Annotated in this window: 11 protein-coding genes; 3 read left to right on the top strand and 8 right to left on the bottom strand. The window is 52.3% G+C overall.

Annotated elements, in window-relative coordinates:
• Positions 1-13 precede the first annotated feature (13 nt).
• The 8 genes from NST69_RS01990 to NST69_RS01955 form a co-directional block, all read right to left on the bottom strand.
• Positions 14-583: a hypothetical protein gene (locus NST69_RS01990; RefSeq protein WP_342548330.1), complete on the bottom strand. Its 570-nt coding sequence runs from the start codon at positions 581-583 to the stop codon at positions 14-16.
• Between the two features lie 59 nt (positions 584-642).
• The gene (locus NST69_RS01985; RefSeq protein ID WP_342548329.1) at positions 643-783 is read right to left on the bottom strand and encodes a hypothetical protein; all 141 of its coding nucleotides are present in this window, start codon (positions 781-783) and stop codon (positions 643-645) included.
• Positions 784-797: 14 nt separating this feature from the next.
• A complete protein-coding gene (locus NST69_RS01980) occupies positions 798-2024 on the bottom strand; it encodes an RtcB family protein (protein WP_342548328.1) in 1227 nt (408 codons plus the stop codon).
• A 280-nt stretch (positions 2025-2304) separates the two neighbouring features.
• Positions 2305-3021 (bottom strand): M24 family metallopeptidase, encoded by a 717-nt coding sequence (locus tag NST69_RS01975; RefSeq protein WP_342548327.1) that lies wholly within the window; start codon positions 3019-3021, stop codon positions 2305-2307.
• Between the two features lie 154 nt (positions 3022-3175).
• On the bottom strand, positions 3176-3844 hold the full coding sequence (locus tag NST69_RS01970; protein ID WP_342548326.1) for a hypothetical protein: 669 nt from the start codon (positions 3842-3844) through the stop codon (positions 3176-3178).
• An 82-nt stretch (positions 3845-3926) separates the two neighbouring features.
• Positions 3927-4646: an SDR family NAD(P)-dependent oxidoreductase gene (locus NST69_RS01965; RefSeq protein ID WP_342548325.1), complete on the bottom strand. Its 720-nt coding sequence runs from the start codon at positions 4644-4646 to the stop codon at positions 3927-3929.
• On the bottom strand, positions 4643-5647 hold the full coding sequence (locus NST69_RS01960; protein ID WP_342548324.1) for a tRNA-dihydrouridine synthase: 1005 nt from the start codon (positions 5645-5647) through the stop codon (positions 4643-4645). The genes NST69_RS01965 and NST69_RS01960 overlap by 4 nt, the downstream gene beginning before the upstream one ends.
• A gap of 252 nt (positions 5648-5899) precedes the next feature.
• Positions 5900-7864 carry an AarF/ABC1/UbiB kinase family protein gene (locus NST69_RS01955; protein WP_342548323.1) on the bottom strand — a complete coding sequence of 655 codons (1965 nt, stop codon included), beginning with the start codon at positions 7862-7864 and terminating at the stop codon, positions 5900-5902.
• Positions 7865-8221: 357 nt separating this feature from the next.
• Between NST69_RS01955 and NST69_RS01950 the strand changes: the two genes are divergently transcribed.
• From NST69_RS01950 to NST69_RS01940, 3 genes are all read left to right on the top strand, one after another.
• Entirely contained in the window at positions 8222-9442 is a 1221-nt protein-coding gene (locus NST69_RS01950) for an MFS transporter (RefSeq protein ID WP_342548322.1), read from the top strand.
• A 206-nt stretch (positions 9443-9648) separates the two neighbouring features.
• Positions 9649-11526: a leucine-rich repeat domain-containing protein gene (locus NST69_RS01945; protein WP_342548321.1), complete on the top strand. Its 1878-nt coding sequence runs from the start codon at positions 9649-9651 to the stop codon at positions 11524-11526.
• 166 nt (positions 11527-11692) lie between these two features.
• Complete coding sequence (locus NST69_RS01940; protein WP_342548320.1) at positions 11693-12469, top strand: methyltransferase domain-containing protein; 777 nt, start codon at positions 11693-11695, stop codon at positions 12467-12469.
• The last annotated feature ends 29 nt before the right edge of the window (positions 12470-12498 follow it).

The raw sequence follows: 12498 nt of genomic DNA, 5'->3' as shown, positions 1-12498 counted from the left end.
ACGGCTATAACAGTCATAATGCTCCGCGCCGCAGATCATAGAAATACTCCACCGCCGGATGCTTCCGCTGCATCTTCACGGACATCCCCTCGATCCGCTTCCGCCCGACTCTCCGGTCCATCAGAGCCAGAATATTCAGTACTATATCACTGCTCTCCAGGCTCTCCTCGATAGGAGTAACCAGGAACTTATTCGCCACCACAATGAAATTCGATTTCGTCAGGGCGGCCTGGGCCAACATCAATGCTTTGGCGTGTTCGGTGGTTAAGCGGCTTCGGGCCATGATGATTAGGCGTTCCTCAGGGATGGGTCCCTTGGCTGTCAGTCTGACTGCTTCAATGTCTTCATGGGTGACGGAGATATGGAGCTCCGGGTCATTCTTGACCTCCAGCTCAGACGAATACCAGCGGATGGGGCTGGACTTGTCGGTCATGCTGAGAATGTTCTTCTTGTCCACCGTAATATAACAGGTGCCTGATTTATCCGGCGAATAGCGGTAAGCGGGCGCCCGGTACTCTACCCGTCCTTCTAAGGATGGACTGAGGAAGCCCTCCAGTTGTTGCTTCAGTTTGCTCCAGGACATGTAATCCCTCCCTATTGAAAATGGGAAAAGGCCTGTCGGCCTCTTCTTGAAGTTCTATGTTACCATACTTCCCGTCCTTGCTGCCCGCCTGTGGAGACTTCGTGATGGATATTATCTGGGGTGATACAAGATAGGATTTCATCCAGTGTAACCGACTTAGGGTTGATGATAAGCTGTCCATCTTCCTTATCATGACGCACATGAATCCCCCCCCTCAATCCTTATACGGATCGAACTCATCCGCACCAGCCATACATACGCCCACTGGCTTTAGCACATGCATAACCTCAACAGTCCCGGCGTGCGCGTCCAGTACTTCTTGCAGCTTCCGGTAGACAAAAGGACTTTCGTCCGTCCCCGCGCCGCGCAGCACTACGCCGAACTGCCGGACCGCCTCCAGCATTTGCGCTGTCGTAATTTGACCGCCGCTGCGGGTACGGGTTTTATAGTTCATACGGCCCGCAGCCTGGGTCCGGCTCATGATTCGGCCCGCTCCATGAACGGTGCTGTAATAAGCATCCCGGTTCTCCTCGCTGTCCTTACCCCGGACGATTACGGAGATGTCTCCCATGCTGCCCCCGATAAAACCAACCTGGCCGGGAGCCGACGGGGTTGCCCCTTTGCGGACGACGATGACTTCCTTGCCGTCATGCGTCTCTTTCCAGGCATAGTTATGATGGTTGTGCACCTCCAGATCCGCTTCCGTTCCCAGAATCGCCAAGACCTGCTGGATGACATAGTCTCTTCCCGCATAAGCATAGCGCCCGGCCAGCTTCATCGCTCTGTAATACATATCGCCCAGCTCACTGTTCAGGTCGAGCAGAACGGGCGGCTGATCCATCTTTTCCCCGGGGGCATTCGCCAGAAAGTCTCTGCCTGCTGCCAGGTTAAGGAACCCGCTCGCTGTCTTATGCCCGAATCCTCTGCTGCCGAAATGATTGGCAATCCACACCCGACCGGTTGCGTCTTCTTCTAATATGTCTACGAAGTGGTTGCCGCTGCCGACCGTACCGAGCTGATTCTGCGCCAGGGCCTTGAGCTTGTCATGCTTCTGTCTGCCAACTGCCATGAACACCGCCCAATCAGGGTCATCGAACAGCTTATGGTCCACCCGCTCATTATTGACCCGGCCCATGCCGAAGGAGATTCTGCGGGCAATCTCATCCATAATCCCTGAGAGCCGCGGCCGCAGCTCCTCTATCTTCAAGCCGGTCCGCACCGCTTTATTCCCGCACCCGATATCGTAGCCCACGCCAGACGGAGAGATCTGTCCATCGTATACGACCACGCCGCCGATCGGCTGGCTGTAGCCTTTATGATGATCCGCCATCAGCAGGGTCTGCACCACATTTCCATTCTCCGCACACATCCGTGCCTGCATCAGGGCTCCTTCGTCCGGCTTCCCCCATACGCGCACACCGTCAATATTCTGATAAGCCATATCTTTTCAACCTCCTATGTTCGGGATCACCCGACGCTTCTGTGTCTATATTCGCTTATATCGGGTCCCAGGTACATGGCGGAAGTATTACGATTGGGTAGATATAACAAAATAGAGGACAGGCTTGTTGGCTCCAGGATTATCCCCTGCCATTCATCCGGTCCTCAGTTCATTTACGCATTCGTATCACCCTTGCTCTCCCATACGCCAACATTATAGATGAATACGTCCAGGGTAACGCTGTTCAATGATTCTGGAATCCGTCCGGCAGCGTACGTTCTTATAAAATAAGTAATTCTCCATCACGGAAATAATAAATATTCTCCCGTTTAAAACCGTACAATCCATTTCTGTGCTTAATATGCGGCTCAAATGTAAATAGTGATCCTTCACTAAGCTTCATCTTATTCCCGGACTCAAAGTATTTTCTGTGATCTTTATCGAATTCGATGGTATGCCCCAAATTCCCGGAAAAATCAAGATTAATGTAACCAAGTTGTTGGATAACCTCATTCATATATAAGTAGACTTCTTCAAAAGTCATGCCCGGTCTTACAAAATCCATAAATTTGTTATGGAGCTCCTTTTCGGCGTTAATTCCATGTGAAAATTCTAGTGCAGATTCATTATTGGTATGTGCAAGTGCGTCTTCGGCAATGACTTTTCCATCAATCACTATTAGTGTTCGTGCATAGTCTCCCCAATAGGCGTTAATCTCTGGACTAAGATCTATGGTCACAATATCATTTCTGCGGACCAATGTATCCGAAGGCTTATACTCCTTACCCGACTCGGACCTAATTGTTCTCTTCCCAACGTGAACAAATGCCCCTACACCGTGATACCAAAAACTATGAATCCCCTTATCTCTCATAGTCTCTTCGGCTCTATAGACGATTTCCTTTTCTGTGATGCCTTCTTTAATTATCCCCTGTAATTGACTTATAGTAGCTTTTGCGATCGATTGAACGTAAGTATACTGTGACAGATGCTCCACTCTAAAACCTCTCTCCCCTTGACCGCGCGGATCGCGGCTGCTGGCATTCTATTAAGTCTGATTCTCCGCAACCCTAAGGCAAGCCGTACGCCTGATGAAAGAGTGACGGCCCCAAAAAGCACCCAAAAAGAGTGCTTTCTTCGGGTTGGACTTATTAGGATGAATCTGAGGTTCCAGGCAACACGATCACTGTCGGATAACCGATATCCTTGCCATCATGGGCTTGATAATTGAGACCCTTGATCCCGTCTTCTCTTAACTCTGCGGTCTGCCCGCTTCCATAAGTGAATTTATCTTGCTCTACTTTGGTAATAAGCCAATCTCCGCTGCGTTTCTCCAAGGTATATTTCTTAGCAGTTGCGGTGAACGGCTGATCCTTCAATTCTTTATGTTCGAACGTGTATATGTTGGCTTGCTTGGAGCTACTCCCTGCATACACATCCGATATGCGAACCGTTGCACTAAGCTTATCCATTTCCGCTCCACGAAGGATTTGAAGCATACGCTCTTTGAGTATGTCATACTCCTCTTGCGTCATTTTTGCCAGATCATTCCGTGTGTATGTGGCATCATCATGCCCGAATACGATTTCGCCGCTGCGGGCTGCCCAATATTCTTCACTTACCAGTTCATTTACAGCTTTATGATATTGTCTATATGATTTATGAAGGTTAAAGAGATTATACTCACTCTGTTCAACGATCCTCACCTGCTCCACCATCTGCCGCTTCTCGGAATCGCTTATTGAAGAACCAGAACTGCATGCTGCTAATAGGGATATACACAAGACCAGCAACCCGCACATTAAGCTTTTATAGCTCATGCTCCTCCCCCTTACCTGCCGTTTGTCTGAGCCACTGCGTAATGCCCCCGAAGCTCTTCTAACCGCGCAACATCCTTCATCCCTACGCATTCGAGTCCAGCATCGCCGGAATATTGATTTCCTTCACACAGGAAGCCTTGGACAGGTTCATGACGCATTGCACCAGGGATACGATATCCTGAAGCGGAATCTGCGCACCGTTATAGGCGGACAAGACGGGCTCCACCCCGGCCTCCAGCGGAATCTGGGTAGCAATCTCCCCGGGATTAATGATAGTCACACCGATGCCGTATTTCTTCACATGCTCCCTCACCGCATTGGCAATCCCGCGCAGACCGAACTTGGACGCGGCGAACGTTACCTGGGTGTAATCATTATGGTCAAGACCTGCCGTAGAACCAATCAAGAAGATTTTGGCGTTCTCTGACTTTATAAGATTGGGCAAAAGCTTCTGGATGCACGTAATCGCCGAAGTCACATTGATATTAATAATGCTGGCAATCTCAGCCGGATCATCCTGCTCAAAATCATAGTCATCGCTGAACCCCTTGCTCTCCCATACGCCAACATTATAGATGAATACGTCCAGGGTAACGCCGTTCAATGATTCTGTGATCCGGCCCGCAGCATCCGGCTTCGCCAAGTCAGCCTCAATCCAGGTCCGCTGAACCCCATCCTCCAGCTTCATGCTGTCCGGATACGTTCTGGAGACCACCCAGACCTGATCGCCCGCCACCGGCAGCGCCTTGACGAAGGCCTCTCCCAAGCCTTTACTTGCTCCGAAAATAATAAAGTTTCTCATACGCCCTCCCTCGAGTCCCCAAGCTCCTCCGCCCCGTCTTGCTCCTTGCCTGCGAATTCATCCAGCAGTGCACGCACCTCACGGGTGGACTTGGTGTTCATTAGATTATTTCTGAGTTCACTGGCGCCGCGGAAGCCGCGGACGTAGATTTTGAAGAAGCGGGGCAGCGGCTTGAAGGAACGGGGTTCCAGCGCCGAATAGTGATCGTGCAGATCCAGGTGCAGCCTAAGCAGATCCAGAAGCTCCTTGCTGCTATGCTCCCTTGGCTCCTGTTCGAACGCATACGGATTATGAAAAATCCCGCGCCCGATCATAATCCCGTCTACCCCATACTCTGCGGCCAGCTTCAGGCCCGTCTCCCGGTCCGCTATGTCCCCGTTAATCGTCAGCAGGGTGTCCGGCGCGATCTCATCCCGCAGCTTTTTAATCTCAGGAATCAGCTCCCAGTGGGCCGGGACCTTGCTCATCTCCTCCCGCGTACGCAGATGGATGGACAGATTCACAATGTCCTGCTGCAAAATATGAGTCAACCAGCCCCGCCATTCGTCCACGCTGCTGAATCCGAGCCGGGTCTTGACGCTGACGGGCAGTCCTCCGGCCTTCGCCGCCTGTATGATCTCCGCTGCGGTCTCCGGACGGCAGATCAGGCCGCTGCCCTTCCCGTTCTCGGCTACATTCGCTACAGGACAACCCATGTTCAGATCGATTCCCTTGAAGCCCTCTTCAGCCATGCTGATGCTCATCTTCCGGAAATACTCCGGCTTGTCCCCCCAGATGTGCGCGACCATCGGCTGTTCATCCTCGGTGAAGGTTAACCTCCCCCGCACCGCCTGCTTCCCCTCCGGGTGAGCATAGCTCTCTGTATTGACGAACTCCGTAAAAAACACATCCGGCCGGCCCGCCGCACTCACCACATGACGAAACACCACATCCGTCACATCCTCCATCGGAGCCAGTATAAAAAAAGGGCGTGGCAATTCACGCCAGAAATTATTTATCATATGAAGTACCTCTCTATGCGTGCCAGGATAATCCTTATCCGGCCGTAATAAAGCTAAATTATATCATAACTCCGGGGGATTGGTAGCTGCCCAGCCAAGGGGCTTCTCCCCTCCCCAGACAATAAACCCCAGAGAATTCTCTGAGGCCTTGTGTGTCTCTATCGTTATTGAACCCTGCCTAACCCTGCGCTTCCACCCGCGTATTCTCTTCTTGTTCGGGAGTAGATTCGCCATATTCCTACACGCCCTCCGTTAACTCTTGGGTTTCAACTGCTTAATCACGGACATCATCAGAATAATCATCCCCGTGCCGAAGCCTGACATCGATAAGGGAGCCAGGACGAACCGCATGATCTCCCCCTGCACCCAGAAGCTGGCCAGCATGATCACCATACAGATTACCGTGAACATCCCGACCGTCAGCGTCCCCACGAAATCCGTCAGACTATGATTGTCCTCACGCGCCAGAGTGATCCGGTTCTCCTTCAATAGTGGCAGCTCCAGCAGCTTCGGGATATAGTCCTCCAGCCGACCCTTGACCTTGTTCAGCTGCTCCTTGACGATCTGCCCCTGATCCATCTGGTCTGCGAAGGACTGGCTTGCTGCGGATAAGGAATACGAATCATCCACAGAGGACAAGGTCCCGTCCAGGGTAATAATCGCCCGGAAGGCCCCGGCCACCGTCGGCTTCAAGGACATCCCCAGCTCGGTAATCATCGACATCATCCGTCTCATCATGACACTGGTAGGATCAGGCGAGAAAGAGGCTTCGGACAAAAGTCTGCCGAGGCGCCGCTCGATCATTCGCACATCCAGCAGCTCCCCTTCTTCACAGACTCCGGCCAGGCCCTGGGCCATCTGCTTCGTATCCTTCCGGCTGTAGCCCATCAGGAAATTCAACATCCCGGCCCGCTCCTCCTCCGTCAGATAACCCACGGAGCCGAAGTCAATCAGCGCGACCTTCCCATCTTGGGTCAGCATCAGATTGCCGGGATGCGGGTCGGCGTGGAAGATGCCGATCATCAGAATCTGCTGCAGGAATGCGTGCATGATCATTTCGGACACATCGCTGCTCACCTTTCGGGTGAACCGGTGCCCTTCAATATATTCCATGGTCAGAATCTGCTTGGTCGAGTACTCGGCGTAGATCTTCGGCACTTGTATCGGAATATCGTATTCCTGGAATGCTTGGCGCAGCAGGTTGGTATTCAGCGCTTCGATGTCGAAGTCCGTCTCTTCAATCAGATTCGTTTTGAAGCCTTGGGCGAGCTGGATTAAGCCGAGTCTTTGGATTTTGGAGGAGCGTTCGGAGAGCCGGGTCACGAATTGGATTAATAGATCCAGATCTACGCTCATCTTCTGCTTCACATCCGGCCGCAGGATTTTGACAACTACCTTCTCTCCCGTGGACTTCAGCCGTGCCAGATGCACCTGACCTATCGAAGCGGCTGCAATGGGCTCCATTCCGAAGTCTTCATACGTCTCCTCCAGATCGCCGATTCTGCTGTCGATGATCTCCTTCAGCTCCTTCCGGCTGAGCGGCTTAACCTGGTCATGCAGGCTGGAGAACGCTTCGATGTATTGCGCAGGCAGCAGATCCTTCTTGGTCGATAAGACCTGCCCGAACTTCACGAAAACTCCGCCCATGTTATCCAGAATGGCAGCAATCACCTGCGGCAGCTTCGCATGATCCTGCTGGAGCAGATGGTTCAGCCCTTTGCGTGAAGCGATCCAGAGCAAACGAATCATACGCCTGAAGCCCCGCACCTTACCCATCACATACCCAAGCGGGTTCCCGGACTGAAGCAGCTTGAAATTGAATACGCTAAGCAGCATGTAGGTATAGCAGGAGATAAATAGAATCAGCAGCGGGTAATAGATGAACATCACCCTGACCATCTCCGCTTCGGAGGGAACCACAGGCTGCTTGAAGTAGGTTGAGGTTATGATGAGAGTAACAACGGACGTGCTGAAAAGAATCGCCACCATCAACTGGAACTGTTCATGCTTGAAGGTCCTGATGCTGCTTATAATGAAATACAGAATGAACGCCACGACAATAATGCTGCTCATATAGAATTGCTCCAGCACTTGCACCAGCATACTGACCGCCACTGCGCTGATAAGCGGCATCACGATCTTATGCTTCGCATTGAATATATAGGCAAGCGCTACGAACACACCGAAACATATAAGCATTACTATGAAAAAGAACATCCTCCAGCCCCCTGTATCCGCTTCATTATTCCCAATATAGCATACTAGGCTGAAGATGCGGAATGCTCCGATATTATTGACATCTGGAGAACTTCAATGTTAAGCTCCACCTATAAAATTTGAGGAGGATGGCAGCCGATGATTCCACGTATATGGTAAGCACGTTCAACAAAAGCTGATTTTCCACCAAGTGTGGGCTTTTTTGAGCTGCTGCTATTTACGTTAAGGACATCGGTTGCGATCCGCTACGGCTTATTTCACTATGCCCGGTTTCGCACTGTCCCAGCATGTAATTGTTGCAGACCCAAGTCCACTTCCGGATTTGGGTCTGTCTTTATTTAGGGAGGTTGGAACCTTATGAATACTCAATGGAAAAAGACATTTGCCTTCATCTTCAGCGGACAAATCTTCTCGATATTAACCTCTGCGATGGTTCAGTTCTCCATCATCTGGCATTTAACCGAGACGACAGGGTCGGCTACCGTGCTGATGCTGGCCGGTCTGGCCGGGTTTCTGCCGCAAGTGGTCTTAGGCCCGTTCATTGGCGTCTGGCTGGACCGCTGGAACCGTAAGCTCACCATGATCGCCGCGGACAGCGCCATTGCACTAACCAGTCTGATTCTGGGTGCTTATTTTCTATGGGGGGAGCCGAGTTTATGGATTGTGTATGCCATCCTGCTCATTCGTTCGGCAGCCTCGTCCTTCCATGCACCTTCATTCCAGGCTGCGATTCCACTGATAGCGCCGGAAGACCAGCTCACCCGGGTAGCAGGCTGGAACCAGCTCATCTTCTCCGCTTCCAGCGTACTCGGGCCTGCGCTTGGAATAGCGGTATACTCGGCTACTTCACTAGGAACCGTATTGCTTTTAGATGTGGCAGGTGCCTTAATCGCTAATGTCATGCTTCTGTTCGTCCAGATCCGTCAACCGAAGCCGGAGAGCGTGGAGACACTCTCATTCCGTAAAGAGTTTATGCTCGGCTGGCGGGCCTTCCTGTCGCAAAAGCCCATTGTCACGGTAACGGTTGCCATGGCGGTCTTCAGCGTGGTATTCATGCCGCTGGCGATGCTGTTTCCCTTGATGACGCTGTCCCATTTCGGCCGCGGCGCTTACAGTGCCAGCCTGATTGAGGCCGTATTCGGGATTGGGATGATCCTTGGCGGTGCGCTGCTGTCGGTGCTTGCTTCCAGGTGGAAGGACACCACCTACATGAGTGTGAGTCTGATTGTGATCGGGCTCACCTGTGTCCTGAGCGGGATGGTAGGGCGCGAGGCATTCCTTGCTTTTACCGTCCTCTCGTTCCTGATGGGTGCCGCAGCCCCCTTGTTCAACGGCCCGTACATGGCGATGATCCAGAAGTCTTATGAGCCTGAGCTCCTGGGGCGCGTACTCTCCTTCGTGACAAGTATCGGACTTTTGTCCTCCCCGATCGGGCTTGCTCTGGCGGGTCCAGTGGCCGACCGGTTCGGCGTTCCGTTCTGGTTCTTCTGGTCGGGGATCGTTGTGGTCCTGATTGGAGTATTCATATTTGTCAGATTCGCGGGGAAAGGTACAGACGAGCAACCTGCTAGTAAGTAAATGAAGCTAAATAGACCGTCCTCCCGTTAGGGAAGGCGGTCTATTTGCCGTGAAACATATAAATTCTATATTTTAAAAATTTTCTTTTTGCCATCCGTTGGCTGGCTCTCTCCCCTCTGGCAGGTATAATGGAATAAAAGCGGTATTCCTGAGGTCAGAGGACCGCCCAATATGAGCTATCATTACATCATAAGGAGGAGGCATTCGTGGCTTTTATTCCCTTGAATTGTCCCAATTGCAGCGGAAGAATTGAATATAAGGAAGGCACCATCCTCAAGTGCCCTTATTGCCAGACTGAGCTTCTGCTCAAGCAAAATAATGTCTACTATGTGGATCAGACCATTAATCATTATCACGGGGCACCCCCTCCCAAGGCCGCGCCGAAGCCACCCGTCTCCGTCTCTATCCCCATTAGGCTGGTGCTAATTCTGCTGCTGGTGCTGGGCGGGGCCATCGGTACTTATTTCTATTACAGCCTCAGCTCTCCGCAGCAGGCAACCAAGGCTAATCTGTCTGTACGGAATATGCCCGAGAGCGAGGTCCTGCTCACCTTCCTCCGGGAGACCCTGGGTAAAGGCTCTGCCATGCCGACAGAGGAGGAATTGGCATCACTGCGTTATTTAACTGTGGAGCGTTCGAAGAATGACCAGTGGCAGTTCACTTACAGCTTTTCCGATCCCTTCAGCGATGCACAGGCCGAGAAGCTTACTTATGTGACCCAGGACAAGCGGCTGAATGCCCAGCGGATTGATCAACGGGATTTCGAAGCCTTCAAGGGACTGACGGCACTGAACCTGACGAATACCTACGAGATCAACCAGGCGGACCAGACAACGCTTGCCCATATGCCCGGATTAAAAAGCTATGGCGGCGCCTTCAACGAATCCTTCAGCGCCTTCTCCGGCTACTTCGGCGATAAATCTAAAATTACGGAGCTGTCCACTCAGCTGCGCAGTAATCAGGAAGTGGCCCTGCTGCTGGAATTTCCCAATCTAAGCTCACTATCCATTACCTATGTGGATGAGTCTATAACGGATTTGCATCTGCTTAATAAGCTGCCGCTGAAGTCCCTGTCCCTTACCTTCGTCAATGACCTGGGGTGGTTATCGTCCATGACCGGGCTGTCTTCTCTGGCTATCTATCACAGTGAAACCACAGATCTGCAGCCGTTATACGCCTTAACCGGGCTCCAGGAGCTTAAGCTTTCCTATTTATCCAATGTGAAGTCGATCGACTTCCTGCAGAACATGCCTGCACTGCAGACGCTTGATCTCGAAAATGTAAATTTCTCCAGCCTGGAGCGTCTGGCCGGCAAAACCTCTATTACCTCGCTCCGCCTGGCTTCCTTAAGCCAGCTTGGCTCGGTAAAGGCCGTGAATAGCTTGTCCTCGCTGCGGGAATTCACCTTGGACGGTTATTACGAGCAACCAGACAGCCTTACTTTGCCGGGCGTCAAACGGGTGGAAATCCCAGCTTCCTTCCTCTCCGGGCTGAAGGCCCCTGCGGTAACGGATCTGACACTCCGGGGCGGAAGCGGGGAGCTTAATATGGCTGAGCTGAAGAAATTCCCTGAGCTTGGGGAGCTGTCCCTCTGGGGGGTTGATGAAATGGCTGGTCTCGCCGCCCTCGACAAATTGCCCCGCCTACAGAAGCTAAGCATCTTCGACTCGTCGCTGTATATGGAGAGCGATGCCTTATTCCGTCTGAAGCAGGTGAACACGCTGGTGTGTTCGGAATGCCGCCTGAATTTCAAGCAGACAGCAGCAACGAATAGTGTGCTTGAGCATCTGACCTTGGACCGGCCATACTTCTCCATGAATAACAACTCCGTTAGTGAGGTTGACCAGGTGATGCCTTACTTCGCGGGCCTAACTGCCCTGCGTTCCTTCACCCTGCAGGACAACAACCTGGCTTCTCTAGCGTTCATGAGCAAGTGGCAGGCCATCAAGGAGCTTCATCTGGAGAACAATGCGATTTCCAATATAGAGCTTCTGAGCAAGCTGCCCAAGCTTCAACAGGTATTCCTGACTGGCAATTCCGTGGCGAACAAGTCCGTACTGAATGCAGGCGTGCTTGTGTATTAATTTCCCTATTATGATATGAGAGAATAGACTGCCCTCCTTACAGAGGCTAGCGGTCTATTTTGTCGGCAGCACACTTATAGGTAATGCTTATTAACTGTATAGCAACTATATATTTCATTTATAAGCTATGCAGTACTATACTGAATTTCAAAAGGAGGGGAAGTACATGAATGAGCCGGCTTCCAATAACCAATGGCAGGCAGACACGTATGATCACAAACTGGATTTCGTCTCCAAGCTGGGCGGCGATGTCCTCTCGCTGCTCCAGCCTCAGCCCGGTGAACGCGTGCTGGATATCGGCTGCGGGACGGCCGACCTGACGGCTAAGATTGCATCCGCCGGAGCGGAGACTGTTGGCATTGATCTGTCGCCCGAGATGATTGCACGCGGCCGTGCCAAGTACCCTCATCTGAATCTGAGCACCCAGAATGCTTACACATACCGAACCTCCGGGACCTTCGATGCGGTGTTCTCCAACGCTGCACTGCACTGGATGAAGGACGCACACGCAGTTGCCGTGACGGTAGCAAGCGCACTACGGACCGGCGGACGGTTCGTCGCCGAATTCGGCGGCTACCGCAACGTTGCCGCGCTGGTGAATGCGACCGAGGCCGCACTGTCCGCGCATGGCTATGATCCGCAGGGACGCAATCCATGGTACTTCCCCACCATCGGAGAATATACAGCAGTGCTGGAGGCGCATGGCTTCCTCGTCACGCTGGCCCAGCATTTCGAACGACCGACTCCCTTGCAGGGCGAGAGCGGGATCCGGGATTGGCTCGACATGATGGCCGATGACTTCTTCTACGATGTCAATGCAGAAGACAAGACTGCGATCTATCGCGAAGTGGAAGAGCAGCTGCGTCCGGAGCATTACCGGCAGGGCCAATGGATCGCCGACTACCGGCGGCTGCGGGTCTGTGCGGTGAAGATGGCGGGCTAAGAATAGATTGGCGGGAAGCCCAGGTAATT

The organism is Paenibacillus sp. FSL P2-0089 (assembly GCF_038595095.1).
Classification (GTDB): domain Bacteria; phylum Bacillota; class Bacilli; order Paenibacillales; family Paenibacillaceae; genus Paenibacillus_AQ; species Paenibacillus_AQ silagei.
The sequence above is the reverse complement of the archived record's forward strand: the minus strand, read 5'-3'. Positions and strand labels throughout refer to the sequence as shown.